Genomic DNA, 18,087 nt, shown 5'->3' with positions numbered 1-18,087 from the left:
TTATAATAATTCATATACAAGGAGAAGAAACATGAATGATATAAACGTCGGACAAAAAATAGCAGAATACCGAAAAGCACAAGGCTTGAGCAGTCGAGAACTGGCAACACTCGTCAATGTCACACCTTCCATGTTAAGTCAAATCGAAAAAGGATCAGCAAACCCATCCCTGCAAACCCTTAAATTAATATCTAACGCATTAAATATTCCTATGTTTAATTTCTTTTTGGAAGATACAAGTGCACAAAGTTTAGTTGTAAGAGCCGATCAACGAAAAAAGATTAGCTTTCCTGAAAGTGAACATTTGTCATATGAATTACTATCTCCCGATTTAACTGGAGCTCTTGAACTTGCACTTATGACTTTATTACCTCAGGCCTCTTCTTCCGAAAAACTAATAGAGCATAAAGGTGAAGAAATCGCATTTGTTTTAGAGGGAACTGTTACTCTATATTTAAATCAAGAAACATTAACTTTACACACAGGTGATAGTGTAAAAATCCCATCTTATATGAAGCATAAATGGGAAAATCCATACAAAAAGAAAGCAGTAGTAATCTTTGCAATCACTCCTCCTACTTTTTAACCCTGCATGACATTGACTAATTTCAGCGAGAAGAACTGTTTAAGGACTTAATGAAAAACTAAATTTACTCATAAATAAGACATCATTTCTAGGGATTTATGTAGCTTTGAAAAAAAGTTTGATCAAAAATACCTCGCAATCCCAAATTTTACGATAAATAAAAAGAATCCATTTTGAAAAAAGATTAATCAAAATGGATTCTTCTAAGCAGATTTAAGTTTGGTTTTTATAAAAAAGTTTGATCATTTCTACCTATGTTGTTCCACAATCGCGCTCGATTGTGGAAGATCGTCGCTTAAATCTTATTCAAGATAAGCACCCAGTTAGTGCAATAAGATTTTTTGTCACTGCTTCAGCAGGAATAAATGCTTCGTATTGGTTATAGTTTGTCACTATTTGGGTTATAAACCAGTCCTTTTACCTGTATCTGGATTCTCCCCTAAAGTAATGACCTTTTCTCCTTTTCCATAGTTTCGAATCAGGTCGAAATCTCTAAAGATCGCGTACGTTCCAAACTATCTCGCCGCGCTCGTCCCACGTGATGTGGTGCCGCTCAAATCCTATCTTTTCTAGTACTCGGAAGGACGCAACATTCCAAGCGCGTACAGTCGACCAAAGCCTGTTGCGCCCGGTAGCAATCGCAGCGTCCAGGACCACGGATGCTGCCTCAGTCGCATAGCCTTTACGGTGAACGCTGCGGAACAGCTCATATGCGATTTCCGGCTCTTCAAGTGTGGAACGACCGATAATCAAGCCACAGTATCCGATGAAATCGCCTTCGTCTCGGCGGCGAATAGTGAGAAGGGAAATGCCATTTTCGACTGCTCTCTTACGCATCTCGATAATCCGGCTACGGGCGGCGTCAAGAGTCGGCATGTCCACACCACGTTCGCCAACTAGTTTTCTCATCCAGGCTGAATCGGATTCCTCCCACATACTCAGGTCAAGTCGTTCGGTTTTCAGCTGGAACGCCATAGGTTTAAAGAAAGCTGTCATAGTGGAAACCTCCTTGTTATGTCACTGCACTCATAATAGCTTCGCATCTCATCACCACATCAGGTTGGAAACCCGGTTGATTCGCGGATCTATTTTCCAACTCTCGCGAGAGTTTATAGCAACAGCATACAAAAAATTAGTGTTATTTTATGCTTAAGCAATTGGTGTATGAATTTGAAACATATTGAAAATCCTAATTCACGTCCCTAAAAAAGTATAACTGCTGCAAAAATTTCTGTTAGTTTTTTCTTTTTCATCAAATTTTCCTCCTCTCTTGCAACATTACTGTATTCGACTTTTAATAAAACAACCCTTCCTTATGAAAAAATGGGTTGTTAAGAAATTTATCTTCCACTTTGTTGAGATAAAAGGTTAACACAGCTAAGTATCGAATCTTTTATAAAAAGTATTTTTTAGGAAGGTGTTTATAATGGGAATTGAAAAAGAGTATTTACGCTGTGTATTAAAAACATTTCAGTCTATGAAAAAGTTAGGCGAAAATGCTATGGATCAATTAAGTTACGAAGAACTCCATAAGTGTCCAAATGAAGAATCTAATAGTATCGCCATTATCGTAAAACATATGTGGGGAAACATGCTATCTAGATGGACCAATTTTTTAACAACAGATGGGGAAAAGACAAACAGGAACCGTGATGATGAATTTACTGGGGCATTTCCCTCCAAAGCAGCTTTATATCAGGCATGGAATCAGGGGTGGGAAGTTTTATTTACAACATTGAATAGTTTGAAAGAAAACAATTTAGAAGAGACAATTTATATACGCGGGGAAGCTCATTCTGTTATCGAGGCCATTGAAAGGCAAATATCACATTATTCCTATCATATTGGCCAAATTGTATATGTAGGTAAGTTCATTAAAAACGAACAATGGAATTGTCTTTCTGTTCCTAGAGGAAAATCGATTGAATATACGGAGAAACTCATGAGCAAACATAAAAATCTAGAGAATAAATGAAAATCATACTTTTGGGACAATCAAAGGTAAAAATGGTGATAAAATATTGTCCGTTTTTATGATAGGCTCTGTTAAAGTATAGTGTTGATATTTAATACATTCCCGAATCCTTAGTATAATTGTTATAAGAACAAACATTCGCGGAGGAAGCAAGAATGAGCAAAGCATTTAGTAATCTACTAAAGCACATTGATAAATTACCACATACCCAAAAAGAACAAGTATATCAGTGGAGGATTTAACTACAATGGTTGACAATAATACAATAATGGAATCTGGTAAATGTATTGAATGTGGAGCAAATGAAATAGATGGACTTTCCTGTTACGAGATGTTTCAATTCCCACTGGTTTGGGAACATAACGACTCTAAATTATATGATTTACATTTTTGGCTTGTTTCTTGTTATATGATTCAACACCCATCTAACTATACTAAAGATGGATATAATCATTTGATAAACTTATTCACTGGAGCTTATGATAATAATTGGGATACTGGTTATATTCTTAGAAAAAATAGGGAACTCGTTTCAAAAGTAGGTAAAATAACCAATCCACTGTCAAACCACAAAAGAAAACGTATATATAGAAGATGGTCAATGACAATTGAAGATTTATATAGCGGTGGAGAGAAAAATGCAATAAACAACATCAATAAATGGAAAGAAACAATTAGAAAGGATTTAAAAAAATAATGTAATGCGTATATTCAACTAACGGAGTACGTTAGTTGAATAGTGACTGTAAAATTTAGACAGTCATTGTTCATATTCAATTATCAATATTTTAGTTTAACAGAGCCTTATGATAAGAAATAATAGGGGCTACATCTGCTCCTTTTGTTTCTATATCTAGCCCCCCTTTTTTTTCAGTCTACAACTATTTTTTCCCTTTGGACAGCAATCATTTGCTGCAACCATTCTTGTAATTCTACTTCATTCAAACCGTAGCGCTTTTTAAAAGCTTTCACTCTATATTCGCTCGAATTTCATAAAAAAGAGCAACCATATTAGGCTGCTCTTCATATGAAAATATTCATCATTATAATTAATTTTTCTTTATAAAACACGCTATTAAAAATTATATTTTTCAATGTTATCCTTTGTAAAAACAACCCGTTCTGGCAATACAATAATTCCATTTCCTTCTGCTTCATAATCGTATCCTTGAATCGAATTTGGTTCCACTTTAACTTTTCCAATACCAGGAACTTCAAAGCTATCACCAACTTTTAACTTTTCCCCCTTTACAACCATTTCATTTGCAACATAGGTTGCAAGTGCACCTTGTTGTTTTACATCCCACAAGCCAAACTGTTGAACTGTACCACGCTTCACATAATCACGCATGACATTAGGTGTTGAAAAGCCAGTAATAGCAACTTTCTTATCCATTTTCAAATTTTCTGCAGCTTGTGCCATTGCTGGTAATGCAGTTGCATCAGGACAAATGACTGCATTAATATCTGGGTATGTTTTCAAAATACTTTCACCTACTGCTAATGATTTTTGAGCATTGTTTTCACCATACTGGGTCGTCACAATTTCCCAATTAGGATATTTTTCTTTTATAATTGCTTTCGCTTTTGTAACCCATTGATTCTGGTCTGTTACTGTTGGACTAGAATAAAAGAATGCTACTTTTCCTTTATCACCAATTTGCGAAGCAGTCATTTGAATAAGCAAATTGGCCAATTGTTCTGGTGTTCCTTGACTAATATAGAAAGAGCGATCTTTCGGATTAACGTCAGAATCCCATGTTAATACTGTAATCCCCTTTTTCTTTGCACGTTGCAAAGCTTGTGATAAACCGTCGACAGAAGTAGATGAAACCATAATTGCATCATAGTTTTGATTAATAAAGTTATTAATATATTTTACCTGCCCTGATACACTTGCCTCAGAAGGACCATCATATTTTAAATTTACACCGAGCTTATCCGCCATTTCTTTTGCGCCTTCTCCACCCGATGTAAAGAACCCGACTCCAGTTAATTTGGGAATAAAGGCAAATTTTACATCTTTTGATTTTTTTCCATCTGATTTTGTATTTGTACATGCCATCACAGAAACAACAAACACTAATAAAACGATGAATACACTTATCTTCTTTTTCATGTTGTTCCCCCCCTATGTGAAACATTTTTTTTGATAAAGAAATATCTTATCTTGGAATGGCGTACCATAACAGAAAAAATTAAAATAACACCAATTACAACATTAGATTGTTCATTTGTTAATCCTGTCATCTGTAGCCCATATTGCATAATTCCAATAACGATACTGGCAAGAACAGTTCCTACTATACTTCCTTTTCCACCAGTAATAAGAGCACCGCCTAACACAACTGCTGTAATGACTGGTAAAATTGCTTCGTTTCCTAAATCCGCTCGAGCTGAACCAAAGTAAGCAGTTAGAAATATTCCACCTAATCCACCGCCTAAACCAGAAAGCATATATGCTAAAATAACAATTCGCTTCGTTTGAATTCCAGAATATTTAGCTGCTTTTTCATTCATGCCTGTTAAAATTACATACCGACCATATTTCGTATAGCGCAGCAGAATAGAGAATAAAACAGTCATAATAAGGAGTAACCAAAATAAATTAGGAATCCCTAAAAATATTCCATTTGCAAACTGGACATATGAATCTGGCAATCCGTTAATTCCTTCATATCCAGTTGCTTTAGATCCACCCGAAATCACAAGAGCAATACCAGAATATAAAAACATTGTTCCTAAAGTTACAACCAGTGGTTCGACAGATGTCATTTGAATAATAAGTCCATTAAAAAAACCCGCTAGTATACTTATAACAAGAGCAATCATTACAGCAATAACAATAGATGCTCCATTTATCCACAATACACCGATAAGAATAGATGTAAGCCCCATAACTGCACCAACTGAAACGTCGATTCCTCCCGTAATAATGACAAATGTCATCGGTATCGCAGCAATTGTAATAAAAATAAAATCATTAATACTAAACAATAAATTCCCTATATTAAAAAAGTCAGCATTTAATAAGCTAAAAACGGTAAACTCCATACATAACAAAAGAAGGAGTGCTCCCTCCCAGCGAAAGAGCCAGTGAATAGACTTCATATTTCCACCTCTCTCTGCCTCTGTTTCCTCCATTTCTGTACTACACTATCTAGAATAATAATAAGTAATAATAAAAACCCTGACATTGCGTTGTTCCAAAAGGCTGGGATTTTTAAGTATACTAATGAACTACTAATCACCTCTAAAAACAATGCTCCTAAGGCTGCACCAAAAACTGATCCCGTACCACCTTTTAAACTAATACCACCCAGCACCGCAGCAGCGATTACTTGCAGTTCAATTCCTGTTCCTGTTTGATTCGGTACAAACCCAATATTCATAACAAATAGACATCCAGCAATTGCAGCAGTAATGCCTGAAATCATAAAGGCTAAAATTTGCACAAACGATACCGGAATCCCAATCAGTCTTGCACCTTCTTTATTATCTCCTACCGCATAAAAATATCTTCCGAACGACATCTTTGTTAAGAAAAGATAAGCAGCTATTAATAATAGTCCGATGAACCAAACTGTTATTGGAATCTCTAACCATGTTACGGAAGACAATTTTTTATAGTCATTTGGAATATCTTCGATCCATTTCCCTTCTGTATATATAATCATCAAACCTCGAATAATACCAAGCATCCCTAGTGTCATAATAATTGCTGGAACATGAAACTTTGTCACACCTACGCCATTTACAATTCCGATAAACGCACCGATCAAAAATGTAATTATAATTGCACTAGAAGGATTATTTCCACTGGTCAAAAACATTCCACACAAAGCAGCACATAAACCCATTATCGATCCTACCGAGACATCAATATTTTTAGTGAATAACACGAATGATTGACCCATTGCGAGAACAATTAAAATAAGACTTGATTTTAAAATAATCGAAAAAGAATCAAATTGAAGAAAATCTTTGTTCATTACACTAACAAAGATAATATAAAGAAATAACAGCCCTACAATAGAGGTTTCACGCATTTTCAATATATATGTAACATATTTCATCCATTTGAAACCTCCTCTCCCCAATAAGCAGAACGTGTAATACGATCCAATGAAATGTCTTCCTGTTCTAAATGTGACACGATATTGCCATTTCGCATTACATACACACGATTTGCTAAATTCATGATTTCTTCTAAATCTGAGGAAATTAACAATACCGCTAAACCATTTTCTCTTAGTTCTTTAATTGTTTCATATATTTCGAGTCTCGCTTTTGCATCTATACCACGTGTTGGTTCATCTAAAATAATAAGCTTAGGCTCACAAGCCAGATATTTTCCTAACACTACTTTTTGTTGATTTCCTCCCGATAAAGACTCTATGCTTTGACTTATATCTTGAACCATAATTTGAAAATTTTTAATATACTCTATCGTTAAAGCGCTTTCTTTTTCTTGGTTTAAAAAAAATGTACTTAAACGATATAAGAGAACAGAGGTCATATTTTGTTGTATAGAAGCAATTGAAAAAATCCCATGCCCCGCTCGGTCTTCAGGTACATATATAATTCCTGCTTCAATTCTCTTTTTTGTTGACCACGTTGTAATTTCGTTCCCGTCTAATAGAACATTTCCTTCGGTTGCAGATGTAATACCATATAATACTTCAGCTAATTCCGTTCTTCCCGCTCCCACAACACCAGCAATTCCAACAATCTCTCCTGCTTTTACTTCTAATGAAACATCTCGAAATCTATGACTAAATAAATGATTTACTTGTAATACTTGCTTTAACGATGCTGTCTCGTTATATAAACTCTCTCGCTTTTGAATTTGCTGATAATCTTCTGGTAGTAGCCCCTGTAATAGAATATCGTAAGTAAATTCATTTACAGTACCTTGGTTAGAAATTACACCGTCTCGTAAAATAGCTACTTGATCTGCAATTGCAAAAATCTCTGGAAACCTATGCGTAATATAAATCATGCCAATTCCTTGTTCTTTCAAATTTTTCATCACAACAAATAGACTCTTAATTTCATTTGCTGTTAACGTCGATGTAGGTTCATCTAAAATAAGAATCTCTGCCTCTCTTATTAATCCTCTAACTATTTCTACTAATTGCTGCTGTGCAATAGACAACAATGAAGCACGTTCACCCAGCTTTAGATTCCAGCCAAGTTGCCTCATGAGTACATCTAATTTCGTCCGAAGCTCTCTTTTTTTTTGCCTCATACCTAATAAAATATTTTCTTCAATAGTCATATTAGGAAAAATAAGCGGTTCTTGCGGAACTAAATAAATCCCGTTTCGATGAGCTTCAGATGGGTTGGAAAATGTAACAGATCTCCCTTTTATTTTCATTTCTCCTTCATCATAAGTGTACAATCCTGTCAATATCTTCATTAACGTTGACTTTCCAGCCCCGTTACCACCAACTAATGCAAAAATATCCCCTTTCTTTACTGTTAAATCGATTCCTTTTAGCACAGGTTGCTGTAAGAATGCTTTTTTTACATTTTTAACTTCCAATAAAGGAACTTGTTCCAAGCTTCTTTCACCTACCTTTAACAGGAAACAATTTTTCAGGCGTTAATTTTTTGCTCTACTTGTTTTGTAGCATTGTATATCCTTTTCCTCATATCTAGAACTTATTTTTTCTCAAGTAAATCTCCTATTACAGACGGTATAAATAAAAATATACTTACATATGTTTAAACATCGGTCATTTGTTGAAAGGATGAAAAGCATGACACAACTGAACTTTGAAGAAAATTTGTTAACAAAAGCTGCTTGGTATTATTACAAAGATCACCTTACCCAACAAGAAATCGCCTCATTACTACATATATCTCGGAACAAAGTTGTTCGTTTATTAGAAAGAGCACGGACTGAGGGAATCGTTACATTTCATATTAAAGGCACTGGGTTACATTGTTTAAGTATGGAAAGAGAACTTGTAAAAACATTTCAACTAATAGATGCTTTCATTATTCCAACGCCGAAAGATAATCTTTCTGATTCATTAGGTAAAGCAGCTGCGCAATATTTAGAAACACATTTACAACACGGCGATTTACTCGGTATTGGCTGGGGTGAAACCATCTCAAAAACGCTAGAAAATATTAATTTTGATGTAACTATGAATATTTCTATGGTCACGTTAACCGGCGGCGTAAGTTACTATCTTCCAATAAAACAAAATTACCTTAATCAAGTACATGGAAATCTCCATATTATCCCTTCGCCATTTTTAGCTTCTACACAAAAAATGGCAGACAACATACTATCTGAACCATCTGTGAAAGACATGTTGCATGTTGCATCGCTCGCAAATACTGCTGTTGTTGGAATTGGCGGCTTATCTTCTGATGCGACTATTTTAAAAGAAGAAAAAATGACCCTTCGGGAAATGACATATATTCGAAATCAACATGGTGTTGGTGATATTCTTGGACAATTTTATACCATCGATGGAGACATCCTAAATTTGTCTCATCATAAACGACTCATCGGTACGCCTCTTTCTACACTTCGAAATATGAAGCATGTTGTTGGAGTAGCTGGCGGTAGACAAAAAGTTGATGCGATTTACGGGGCATTGAAAGGAAGGTACATTCATACATTGATTATCGATGAAGAAACAGCCCTTTCTTTATTGAAAAAGGAGAGTGGAATATAATGGCTGCTCTATTAGCTTATGATGCCGGAACTGGTAGTATCCGAGCTGTCTTATTTGACTTACAAGGTAATCAACTTGCTGTTAGTCATCGAGAATGGGTTCACATAGAAAACTCACGATACCCAGGTTCAATGGATTTTGACGTAAAGGAAAACTGGAAACTTATTCAGGACTGTACAAAAGATGTACTACAAACAAGTGGTATTCCTCCTTCTTCTATTCAAGGAATTAGTGCAACAAGTATGCGTGAAGGATTTGTTTTATATGACAAAGATGGTACTGAAATTTGGGCGTGTGCAAATGTTGATAACCGTGCTGCAGCTGAGGTTACACAACTTAAACAAATACACCCTCACATTGAACATGATATATATACAGTATCAGGGCAAACGTTCGCTCTAGGTGCATTACCAAGGCTACAATGGATTGCGAAACACCAACCAGAGATTTATAAGAAAGTACATTCTATTACCATGTTAAATGACTGGATTTTATATAAACTGTGCGGTGTATTACAAATTGACCCTTCCAATGGATGTACAACGGGAATTTTCAATTTACAAAATAGAAATTGGGCTCCAGAATTAGCGGCTCAATGCAGACTCTCCTCTGTTCTCTCACCACAAATAAATGAAGCCGGAACTCTTATTGGAAACGTAACAAAACAAGGTGCAGCAGAAACTGGATTATTCGAGGGAACGCCTGTTGTTACTGGAGGTGGAGATGCTCAAATGGCTTCTCTCGGTTCTGGAGTTGTAAAAAGCGGGCAAACATTCATTTGCGGAGGAAGTTTTTGGCAACAAGAAGTAAATGTAAACAATCCTGTACCAGATCCAAACGCTCGCATTCGTGTAAATTGTCACGTTCTTCCTACTCTTTGGCAATACGAAACAATTGCTTTTTTTCCCGGCCTTGTTATGCGCTGGTTTCGGGACGCTTTCTGTCAAGAAGAAAAACAACGAGCAAAAGAAATAGGTATCGATGCTTACGAATTATTAGAGGAGCAAGCAAAGCATGTCCCAGTTGGATCACACGGTATCATTCCGATTTTTTCTAATGTCATGAACTATATTTCTTGGCGCCATGCATCTCCCTCTTTTATAAATTTAAGCTTAGATTCTGAACAATGCGGGAAGAAAGAACTGTTTCGAGCAATTGAAGAAAATGCTGCTTTTATAACATATGGAAATTTAAAATTAATTGAAGAATTAACAGGACAGTTCCCAAGAGAAGTAGTTTTTGCTGGGGGGGCTTCAAAAGGAAAGCTATGGTGTCAAATTGTAGCTGATGTATTAGGTGTTCCTGTAAAAGTACCAGTAGTGAAAGAAGCTGCTGCTTTAGGAACAGCAATAGTTGCAGGAGTTGGTGCTGGTATTTATGATTCAATGGAAGCCGTTTCTGAACGATTTGTAAAATGGGAGACAACGTATATACCAAATATCGAAAACCATCAACAGTATCAAGAATTATATCAAAACTGGAAAATTGTATATCAGCAGCAACTACAATTAGCTGATCACGGATTTACTTCTCATATGTGGATTGCACCTGGCGCTCTGTAAATTGTTACATAAAGGAGTGAAAAGCATGATAAAAGTAAATGAAGAAGATTTTTCTTATCGCTTCGGTGATAATGGACCAAAATATTTACTGAAGGGACCTAATATTGATATAGGTGTTGTCGTCATTAAACCAGGGCAAGATTTTCAAAACCATTACCATACAACTAGTGAAGAAATTTTCTATGCATTAGAAGGTGAAATAGATTTCTATGTTAATCATGTAAAAGTCCCTATTAAACAAGGCGATGTCTTACAAGTTCGTCCTCATGAATCTCACTATCTCATCAATCGTTCTTCTCAAAATTTTAAAGCGCTCTTTATTAAATCGCCTCATTTGCAAGAAAAAGATACTGTGCAAACAGATAATCCAAAATGTAATTAAGGAGTGATATCCTATGACTTGGGGATTTCAAAATCGCTTAAATACTATTTTACCTGACGGAAAAGCAGTTATGTTGGCAGTTGATCACGGATACTTTTTAGGACCAATTCACGGATTAGAACAGCCTCATGAAACAGTAAAAAGCTTACTCCCATACACAGATTCCCTATTTTTAACTCGAGGTATTCTTAATTCTTGTATACCGGAAGATTGTAAAACTCCTATGGTCCTTCGTGTATCTGGTGGGGCGACTGTAGTTGGGAAAGATCTAGCTAATGAAACAATTGTTACTCCAATAAAAGAGGCACTGCGTCATAACGTGGCTGGGGTTGGCGTATCTGTCTTTGTTGGATCTGATTATGAAACACAAACTGTAACAAACCTTGCCAATGTTGTATCTGAAGCGCATGATTACGGTTTGCCCGTATTAGGAATTACTGCAGTAGCAAAAGAACTTCAAAAACGAGAAGCACGCTTTTTAGCACTAGCATCACGTGTATGTGTTGAAATGGGCGCTGATATTATTAAAACGTATTACTGTGAAGGCTTTGAGAAAATCACAAGTACATGTCCTGCCCCAGTCGTTATTGCTGGAGGACCAAAATTAGACACAATCGAAGCGGTGCTAACAATTACATACAACGCACTGCAAGAAGGAGCCATCGGTGTAGATATGGGACGGAATATTTGGCAATCCGAACATCCGGTTGCTATGATTCAATCTATTCATGGCATCGTAAAAAATGGATTGAATGTAAAAGAAGCTCTAGAATTATATAATACTATTATAAATTAAATACTCAGATAGCATTTATGTTCGATATATTTGTTATTATTAAGAACAAGAAACATGGTTTATCCATATTTCTTGTTCTTTTCTAAATTTAAGATATTCTTACACTTGTATTATTGAAAGTATTATTTTTTCTCCTCTAACATTCCAATAATTTTATCTAATTTCTTCTCAATTTCAACTAAAGAAGCTCTTTGACTAGATTGATTGATAAGTCGCGATCGTATAAACGCTCCAAGCGAAACAAAAAATAACAGTATTAATCCAAAGAAAAGAATTATTGAAATAATGTTTAAGGCTGAAAAAATATCCATTTTTTCATCTGTCCTTCCCATTTCTTCTCTATCATTGGGTTTAATTATTATTAGTAATATTCTATTTAAAAAATGTTAAATTAAGAGGTTATTCCCTTACAAAACTTTAATGTTGAATCTAATTTTTCTTTCTCGTTCAACAAACCCATTAGCTGACAAACAGATACTGCAAACTCTGCGAACGCAGTACCTTTTGCGGTTATTACTGTGTTTTCCACTTCAATATCTGTTCCTGTATATATTGATCTTTCAAAAAGTGATTTATTATTCTCATATGTATTTTGAAGGCAAGTGAAGTTTCTACCATTAAGTATTCCAGCTTTCGCTAACAAGATTGCGGAAGCACATATAGAGGCAATCGGAATATGTAGGTTAAAGGCACTCATTAACATATTACTAACAATATCTTTATCTAATATTTCACAAACACCGTCTCCTCCAGAAATAAGGATTAAATCAAATTCATTTACTTTAATTTTTGATAAAGAGGCTTCGACTTGAGTCCATAATCCACCAATACTCTCTACTGGTTTACCATCTACGGAGACAGTAGTAATTTTTGCTTTACCCATTTTTCTAAGCAAAAATAATGCGTGAGCTATTTCAAAATCAGCATATTGTGGATAGACAAGAAACAATACTTTTTTCATGCAATAATCCTTCTCCCATATATTTTTTATTTTGTTACTTCTAAAATCTTAATTCAGACCCTTATTGGATAATATTGTTATCATCAGACTATCATATGTGGTGTAAGTGTAGAATAAGCAAATTTCTACAATCATTTTGGTCACAGTTTCATTGTAGCCGCACTATTTCACTACATCTAAGAAATGTAACAAACCACAAATAACGGATTAGAGTTGAATAATTATTAGAATAATCAATAAAAAAACCTGTATAATGAAAGCAGTATTATCAATCTATATTGGACGGTGTTATATATGAACGACAGCATTACCTTAAAAGAATACTCTTCTGATTATCAATCTCAAATTTTAGATTTAATTCTCTCCATCCAACAAGATGAATATAATATCCCTATTTCAAAAGAGGACCAGCCTGATTTAGTTAGTATAGAAAGTGTTTACCAATCCGAAAACGGTAACTTCTGGATTGCACTTTATCAAGGAGAAGTTGTAGGCACTATCGCTCTTTTAGATATCGGCAATCGTCAAGTAGCTTTGAGAAAAATGTTTGTGAAAAAGGACTATAGAGGCAAGACATTTCAAACAGCTAGTCTTTTATTACATAATGCAATTGCATGGGCAAAGACAAAAGAAGTGAAAGAAATATATTTAGGAACGACATTGCAATTTGTAGCAGCCCATAGGTTTTATGAAAAACATCGTTTCGAAAATATAGAACTTAACAAGTTACCTATCAATTTCCCTATCATGCAAGTAGACAAAAAATTATATAAATACATTGTTTCCTAAATAAAAGACAATCTAAGACCTGAAACTAAAGGTTTAGATTGTCTTTATTCATATTTATCCCGCATTAACGCACTTTTTGAAGTAATGTTGCCCATTCTTCCTGCAGCAACGAATACATAATTGCATCGTGTGCTACCTCATTTTGAATCATATATTTTCGAAGTAATCCTTCTTCTGTAAATCCTGCTTTTTGTAATAATTTACGAGACAATTCATTTTCCGGGTACACAACTGCTGAGATTCGCTCAAAATAAAGTGTTTCAAACCCAAATGAAAGAATAGCTTGCAGTGCTTCTGTCGCATATCCTTTTCCCCAATAGGTTTCATCAAGTTCATACCCAATTTCAGCACGTTTATGTTTGTGATTAATTAAATGAAATCCGCACGTTCCAATTAATTGATCTGTTCCTTTTAATACGATTCCCCAGCGAAATGCAGATCCCTCTTCATATCTTTCTCTAAAATTACGAATGACGTTTTTTACTTCTTCTATATTTTGAAACGAATCCATTCCAAAATAACGAATAACAGGTTCTTTCGTAAAATAATGAAACATCGCATCCGCATCTACTAACGTTAATTCCCTTAATTGCAAACGATCTGTTTCTAAAATAGGAAACTTTCTCATTCTCTCCCGCTCCTTTAGTCTAATGAACTGCAAATTTCAATATAATTTCCATCTGGATCAGAAACGTAGGAAACTGTTTGTCCCCATGGTTTTGTAACAGGTTCTACTAACACCGTTACTCCGTGTTTTTTAAAATTATGTATGGTTTCTGTAACATCATCGACAACAAATCCAATCTCAAATGTAGATGATTCCGATAACGCCTTCGGAATTGATAATCCCGTTAACTCTTGAACCTCATCTCTACTATTGATTGCCAAAATTGTAGAGCCTGTATCAAATTCAACATATGTACCATGCTCACCCTTTATCGGTAACTGTAATATGTCACGATAAAATCGGATACATTCCTCATATTGTTGTACATATAAAATGATGTATTTCATTTGAAGTTTCACACTCTTCTCCTCCTTTACATTCTTACTATTTTGACAAAAATTGCAAAAACCCTTTTTAAGGATGAGATATGGAATTTTTTCTTATGAATAAACTCCACTATAATAACAAATACTAAAAATGGAGGTGTGTTGAAATGGAACCAATGCTTTGTCCAAACTGTAAAACAAACCGAACAAGATTTAATATCATTGAACAAACAGCAAAGCCAGTAAAATTAAATCCACAAACTGGTCAAATCGAGGAAGAGTATATAAACGAAAATGTGAGTGCATTTCATATGGCCTACCAAGGTCCTACATATCGCGTACAATGTGCTGCGTGCGGATTAATCGAAAACCCGGAACAATTTATTAAACCGGCGCAAAACCAATCATTTTAGTCTTTTAAATAAAAAAGTTGCTTGTAAAATAAGCAACTTTTTTCACTTTCGAAGAAATTCGATTTATCCCACATTAACGAGCAGTAAAACCCCCTATTACTTTGGGATATGGACCTGATTTAAATGAGTGAATTCGAAGATACTTGAAACAAACAAATGATTCTTGGAAAGAATATAAGATATAGTATTCTTTGTCCGAAATCATATTTTCCAATACCATTAAAATACCAGAAAGACTAGAACACTTATGCTCCCACTAGGTCTAAAACTCCTGAATCAACAATAAATTTTAACACTGCATTTAATTATATTTCTATTAAAATCCTTCGTTTCTCCTAATCCGTAAGGAGGTTTCAATAATCATATCCAATAGCTTACTATAGGTGATTCCCACTGCATGAGCGCTTTTTGGCAGTAAGCTATTTTTTGTCATCCCTGGCAATGTATTCACTTCCATCACATATGGGATTCCATCTTTTATAATCATATCAACCCTAGCATAAACACTGCATTTTAATGCTATATAGCACGCCATTGCAGCCTCAGCGACACGCTTTTGTGTTGTGACCGGAAGTTCTACAATCTCTTCAATCGTAGCCGCATCATCATATTTTGCATGATAGTCAAAGAACTCGGCCGTATGTTGAATTGAAATAATCGGTAAAAGTTTTCCGTCCAAAATGGAGCATGTAATTTCTTCGCCCTTTATATATTTTTCAATTACGATTTCAGAATCCCATTTCAATACATCCTCAAGCGAGGATAGTAAAGAATCCTTATCGTATACGATCTTTACCCCTACGCTGGAACCACCCGAATTAGGTTTTACAACTAATGGATACCCCATTTTTTCGATTTCATCAAGCTGAAGTTCTTCCATATTCGAAAGATGAATCCAATCCGGGGTTTGAATTCCTTCATAACGAATCAATTTTTTCGACATATTTTTATCCATACAAATACCGCTTGATAGCATGACACTTCCGGTATAAGGAACGCCGAGAGTTTCTAATGTACCTTGAATCGTACCGTCCTCCCCATATTCTCCGTGAAGTGCTAACAAGGCAATATCGATATTCCTTACCTTTTCAATAAGCTCTTTTTTGTCATTTAGTTGAATAGGCACAATTTCGTACTTACTTTTATCCAAATGTGCAATCATTTCTTCCCCAGTCATGAGGGATACTTGTTTTTCGGAGGACACGCCTCCCATAATTACGCCAACTCTCACTTTTTTCAACTCCCATTTTCATTTTTCAATGTATCTCCAATTATCTTAATTCCCTTAAGAATATCCGCTTCTTTTAACCGAGAGAATCCTAATCGAAACGTATTATTTCCCCTTCCATCCGTGTAAAAGACGTCTCCAGGAGAAAAAACAACTCCCTTTTCATAGCATTTTTTCAAAAGTGTACGCGAATTCATTCCTTTTTCTAACTCTATAAAAAGATGAAGTCCCCCATCCCCAGTCATTCTTTGAAAAGGAATGTATTGGTGACAAGCATGAACGGCTAGCTCATATTTTTTCTTATAAACTGACTTGGCCTTTTTTAAATATTTTTCGAAATAACCATCATGCAAATATTGATAAAGCACTGCCTGATCCAGCGTGGATGTATGAATCGTCCGTGCCCTTTTCACACTTTCCAAACAGTGGATTAATTCCTTATCTGCTAAAATCCAACCAACACGTAATCCTGGAAAAAGAATTTTTGAAAAGCTGCTGATATAGATAACATTGTTTCCAGATCCGGCGAAAGTCAATAACGGTGCCAAATGGGAACCTGAATAACGCAATTCCTCATTAAATCCATCCTCCACGATAGGGATCCCATATTCCGAAAAAAGTTTCATGATTTCGGTCCTTTTTTCCGAGGATGTGACAATCCCAGTCGGATTATGATAAGACGGGATTAGATATGCAAAATCAAAATCCGTTTCGGATAAACTTTTCTCAATTTGACCAATATCAATACCATCATCCTTCATTTCAATCCCATGCACATCAAGTCCATGTAATCGAAACAATTTTAAGGCAGCATGATGAGTAGGGTTTTCACAAATAATACGCCCGGATTTTTTAGCTAAGGAAGACAATAAAATATCCAGACCCTCGGTGAAGCCATTCGTGATAAGAATATCCTTATTAGAAATATCTACCCCTTTCATTTCCATATAGTGAAGAAGATAATCAATGAGAGGTTTATAGCCTTTTGCATATCCATAGTTCAAAACGATATCTCCTTCAATGGACATTCGGGTCAGAAAAGCCCTTTTAAAATTTTCAACATCAAAAAGCTTTTCGTCTGGAGCAATGCTATTAAATGAAATCATGCCTTTTTCCCAGCGAACACCGTGCTTCATTAAATCTAATTCATCAGCTAACAAGGTAACTTCATTGACCTTTTCTTTCCAGTTTAGTTCGATGGATGGAGTTTTGGATGTTTTAACTTTTCCTATAAAATTTCCTTTTCCCTTTATTGCATAGATTAAACCTTCTTGTTCTAAATCTGCGTAGGCAGTGAGAACAGTATTTCTGCTGACCGATAATAATTTACTAAGTTCTCGGGTAGATGGAAGCTTCTGGTGTTCCAGCAGATGTCCTTTCATAATCATTTTTTTCAAATAATCCTTTAATTGAATATAAAACGGACGATCATCCACAAGTTTAAAATCATTAAACACTCCCTTGACCCCCTTGCTATCATTTTTGCATAACTATATCTATCCTAAAAGGTCCACAGCATATGTATTTTCTTTAACCAGCGGTATGGTATTAGACACCATTCATACAATTTTGAGATGAAGAATGTTGCAAATTTAAATTCACTTCACCCTCTTATCCAATAATAATTAAGCTTTTTTAATGTAGTGTAGTGCTATCCTAAGGGGAAGTAAAAAATTTCTCTTAGTAATAGTACTATTTTTATAC

20 protein-coding genes are annotated in these 18,087 nt (G+C 35.2%); 9 read left to right on the top strand and 11 right to left on the bottom strand.

The features are described 5' to 3' along the window. The first annotated feature begins 31 nt into the window (after positions 1 to 31). A complete protein-coding gene (locus LRP84_RS18865) occupies positions 32 to 586 on the top strand; it encodes a helix-turn-helix domain-containing protein (protein WP_230576480.1) in 555 nt (184 codons plus the stop codon). A 492-nt stretch (positions 587 to 1,078) separates the two neighbouring features. Here LRP84_RS18865 and LRP84_RS18860 read toward each other — a convergent pair whose 3' ends face one another. Then, complete coding sequence (locus LRP84_RS18860; protein ID WP_230576479.1) at positions 1,079 to 1,582, bottom strand: GNAT family N-acetyltransferase; 504 nt, start codon at positions 1,580 to 1,582, stop codon at positions 1,079 to 1,081. Between the two features lie 430 nt (positions 1,583 to 2,012). On the opposite strand from LRP84_RS18860, the gene LRP84_RS18855 reads away from it, so the two are divergent. Continuing rightward, the gene (locus LRP84_RS18855; protein ID WP_230576478.1) at positions 2,013 to 2,561 is read left to right on the top strand and encodes a DUF1572 domain-containing protein; all 549 of its coding nucleotides are present in this window, start codon (positions 2,013 to 2,015) and stop codon (positions 2,559 to 2,561) included. Between the two features lie 247 nt (positions 2,562 to 2,808). Further along, the gene (locus LRP84_RS18850; RefSeq protein WP_230576477.1) at positions 2,809 to 3,258 is read left to right on the top strand and encodes a DUF5946 family protein; all 450 of its coding nucleotides are present in this window, start codon (positions 2,809 to 2,811) and stop codon (positions 3,256 to 3,258) included. A 378-nt stretch (positions 3,259 to 3,636) separates the two neighbouring features. Here LRP84_RS18850 and lsrB read toward each other — a convergent pair whose 3' ends face one another. From lsrB to LRP84_RS18830, 4 genes are read right to left on the bottom strand one after another with little or no spacing between them, the layout of a single operon-like run. Then, positions 3,637 to 4,680 carry an autoinducer 2 ABC transporter substrate-binding protein LsrB gene (lsrB, locus tag LRP84_RS18845; RefSeq protein WP_230576476.1) on the bottom strand — a complete coding sequence of 348 codons (1,044 nt, stop codon included), beginning with the start codon at positions 4,678 to 4,680 and terminating at the stop codon, positions 3,637 to 3,639. Then, the gene (locus LRP84_RS18840) at positions 4,677 to 5,672 is read right to left on the bottom strand and encodes an ABC transporter permease (RefSeq protein WP_230576475.1); all 996 of its coding nucleotides are present in this window, start codon (positions 5,670 to 5,672) and stop codon (positions 4,677 to 4,679) included. Before LRP84_RS18840 ends, lsrB begins: the two co-directional genes overlap by 4 nt. Continuing rightward, positions 5,669 to 6,637, bottom strand: coding sequence for an ABC transporter permease subunit (locus LRP84_RS18835; protein ID WP_230576474.1), 969 nt, complete (start codon positions 6,635 to 6,637; stop codon positions 5,669 to 5,671). Before LRP84_RS18835 ends, LRP84_RS18840 begins: the two co-directional genes overlap by 4 nt. Further along, positions 6,634 to 8,127 (bottom strand): sugar ABC transporter ATP-binding protein, encoded by a 1,494-nt coding sequence (locus tag LRP84_RS18830; protein WP_230576473.1) that lies wholly within the window; start codon positions 8,125 to 8,127, stop codon positions 6,634 to 6,636. The genes LRP84_RS18835 and LRP84_RS18830 overlap by 4 nt, the downstream gene beginning before the upstream one ends. A 199-nt stretch (positions 8,128 to 8,326) precedes the next feature. Here LRP84_RS18830 and LRP84_RS18825 point away from each other — a divergent pair, with 199 nt between their 5' ends. Genes LRP84_RS18825 through lsrF form a run of 4 tightly spaced genes read left to right on the top strand, consistent with a single transcriptional unit; the run spans position 8,327 to position 11,999 of the window. Next, positions 8,327 to 9,259 (top strand): sugar-binding transcriptional regulator, encoded by a 933-nt coding sequence (locus LRP84_RS18825; RefSeq protein ID WP_230576472.1) that lies wholly within the window; start codon positions 8,327 to 8,329, stop codon positions 9,257 to 9,259. Continuing rightward, complete coding sequence (gene lsrK / locus LRP84_RS18820) at positions 9,259 to 10,821, top strand: autoinducer-2 kinase (protein WP_230576471.1); 1,563 nt, start codon at positions 9,259 to 9,261, stop codon at positions 10,819 to 10,821. Before LRP84_RS18825 ends, lsrK begins: the two co-directional genes overlap by 1 nt. 25 nt (positions 10,822 to 10,846) lie before the next feature. Then, positions 10,847 to 11,203 (top strand): cupin domain-containing protein, encoded by a 357-nt coding sequence (locus LRP84_RS18815; RefSeq protein ID WP_230576470.1) that lies wholly within the window; start codon positions 10,847 to 10,849, stop codon positions 11,201 to 11,203. 13 nt (positions 11,204 to 11,216) lie between these two features. Continuing rightward, positions 11,217 to 11,999: a 3-hydroxy-5-phosphonooxypentane-2,4-dione thiolase gene (gene lsrF / locus LRP84_RS18810; RefSeq protein WP_230576469.1), complete on the top strand. Its 783-nt coding sequence runs from the start codon at positions 11,217 to 11,219 to the stop codon at positions 11,997 to 11,999. 122 nt (positions 12,000 to 12,121) lie between these two features. On the opposite strand, the gene LRP84_RS18805 is transcribed toward lsrF, so the two are convergent. Beyond that, positions 12,122 to 12,331 (bottom strand): DUF4083 family protein, encoded by a 210-nt coding sequence (locus tag LRP84_RS18805; protein ID WP_230576468.1) that lies wholly within the window; start codon positions 12,329 to 12,331, stop codon positions 12,122 to 12,124. Between the two features lie 59 nt (positions 12,332 to 12,390). After that, positions 12,391 to 12,960, bottom strand: coding sequence for a DJ-1/PfpI family protein (locus LRP84_RS18800; protein ID WP_230576467.1), 570 nt, complete (start codon positions 12,958 to 12,960; stop codon positions 12,391 to 12,393). Between the two features lie 294 nt (positions 12,961 to 13,254). Between LRP84_RS18800 and LRP84_RS18795 the strand changes: the two genes are divergently transcribed. Further along, positions 13,255 to 13,749 (top strand): GNAT family N-acetyltransferase, encoded by a 495-nt coding sequence (locus LRP84_RS18795; RefSeq protein WP_230576466.1) that lies wholly within the window; start codon positions 13,255 to 13,257, stop codon positions 13,747 to 13,749. A gap of 64 nt (positions 13,750 to 13,813) precedes the next feature. Here the strand turns inward: LRP84_RS18795 and LRP84_RS18790 are convergent, their stop codons facing one another. Both LRP84_RS18790 and LRP84_RS18785 read right to left on the bottom strand, forming a co-directional pair. Beyond that, positions 13,814 to 14,377, bottom strand: a complete 564-nt coding sequence (locus tag LRP84_RS18790; RefSeq protein ID WP_230576465.1) for a GNAT family N-acetyltransferase — start codon at positions 14,375 to 14,377, stop codon at positions 13,814 to 13,816. 14 nt (positions 14,378 to 14,391) lie between these two features. Next, positions 14,392 to 14,775, bottom strand: a complete 384-nt coding sequence (locus LRP84_RS18785) for a VOC family protein (protein ID WP_230576464.1) — start codon at positions 14,773 to 14,775, stop codon at positions 14,392 to 14,394. Positions 14,776 to 14,909: 134 nt separating this feature from the next. Between LRP84_RS18785 and LRP84_RS18780 the strand changes: the two genes are divergently transcribed. After that, positions 14,910 to 15,155 carry a DNA alkylation repair protein gene (locus LRP84_RS18780; protein WP_230576463.1) on the top strand — a complete coding sequence of 82 codons (246 nt, stop codon included), beginning with the start codon at positions 14,910 to 14,912 and terminating at the stop codon, positions 15,153 to 15,155. 316 nt (positions 15,156 to 15,471) lie between these two features. Here LRP84_RS18780 and LRP84_RS18775 read toward each other — a convergent pair whose 3' ends face one another. Together LRP84_RS18775 and pdxR are read right to left on the bottom strand one after the other, a co-directional pair. Further along, the gene (locus tag LRP84_RS18775; protein ID WP_230576462.1) at positions 15,472 to 16,386 is read right to left on the bottom strand and encodes a D-alanine--D-alanine ligase; all 915 of its coding nucleotides are present in this window, start codon (positions 16,384 to 16,386) and stop codon (positions 15,472 to 15,474) included. Between the two features lie 5 nt (positions 16,387 to 16,391). Then, the gene (gene pdxR, locus LRP84_RS18770) at positions 16,392 to 17,840 is read right to left on the bottom strand and encodes a MocR-like pyridoxine biosynthesis transcription factor PdxR (protein WP_230576461.1); all 1,449 of its coding nucleotides are present in this window, start codon (positions 17,838 to 17,840) and stop codon (positions 16,392 to 16,394) included. Positions 17,841 to 18,087 lie beyond the last annotated feature (247 nt).

Source organism: Bacillus rhizoplanae, from assembly GCF_917563915.1.
Lineage (GTDB): Bacteria > Bacillota > Bacilli > Bacillales > Bacillaceae_G > Bacillus_A > Bacillus_A rhizoplanae.
The sequence above is the reverse complement of the archived record's forward strand: the minus strand, read 5'-3'. Positions and strand labels throughout refer to the sequence as shown.

Bases quoted from the DNA above. Each gene is read 5' to 3' on its own strand.
- LRP84_RS18865 (WP_230576480.1), top strand. From the start codon at position 32: ATGAATGATATAAACGTCGGACAAAAAATAGCAGAATACCGAAAAGCA.
- LRP84_RS18860 (WP_230576479.1), bottom strand. From the start codon at position 1,582: ATGACAGCTTTCTTTAAACCTATGGCGTTCCAGCTGAAAACCGAACGA.
- LRP84_RS18855 (WP_230576478.1), top strand. From the start codon at position 2,013: ATGGGAATTGAAAAAGAGTATTTACGCTGTGTATTAAAAACATTTCAG.
- LRP84_RS18850 (WP_230576477.1), top strand. From the start codon at position 2,809: ATGGTTGACAATAATACAATAATGGAATCTGGTAAATGTATTGAATGT.
- lsrB (WP_230576476.1), bottom strand. From the start codon at position 4,680: ATGAAAAAGAAGATAAGTGTATTCATCGTTTTATTAGTGTTTGTTGTT.
- LRP84_RS18840 (WP_230576475.1), bottom strand. From the start codon at position 5,672: ATGAAGTCTATTCACTGGCTCTTTCGCTGGGAGGGAGCACTCCTTCTT.
- LRP84_RS18835 (WP_230576474.1), bottom strand. From the start codon at position 6,637: ATGAAATATGTTACATATATATTGAAAATGCGTGAAACCTCTATTGTA.
- LRP84_RS18825 (WP_230576472.1), top strand. From the start codon at position 8,327: ATGACACAACTGAACTTTGAAGAAAATTTGTTAACAAAAGCTGCTTGG.
- lsrK (WP_230576471.1), top strand. From the start codon at position 9,259: ATGGCTGCTCTATTAGCTTATGATGCCGGAACTGGTAGTATCCGAGCT.
- LRP84_RS18815 (WP_230576470.1), top strand. From the start codon at position 10,847: ATGATAAAAGTAAATGAAGAAGATTTTTCTTATCGCTTCGGTGATAAT.
- lsrF (WP_230576469.1), top strand. From the start codon at position 11,217: ATGACTTGGGGATTTCAAAATCGCTTAAATACTATTTTACCTGACGGA.
- LRP84_RS18805 (WP_230576468.1), bottom strand. From the start codon at position 12,331: ATGGGAAGGACAGATGAAAAAATGGATATTTTTTCAGCCTTAAACATT.
- LRP84_RS18800 (WP_230576467.1), bottom strand. From the start codon at position 12,960: ATGAAAAAAGTATTGTTTCTTGTCTATCCACAATATGCTGATTTTGAA.
- LRP84_RS18795 (WP_230576466.1), top strand. From the start codon at position 13,255: ATGAACGACAGCATTACCTTAAAAGAATACTCTTCTGATTATCAATCT.
- LRP84_RS18790 (WP_230576465.1), bottom strand. From the start codon at position 14,377: ATGAGAAAGTTTCCTATTTTAGAAACAGATCGTTTGCAATTAAGGGAA.
- LRP84_RS18780 (WP_230576463.1), top strand. From the start codon at position 14,910: ATGGAACCAATGCTTTGTCCAAACTGTAAAACAAACCGAACAAGATTT.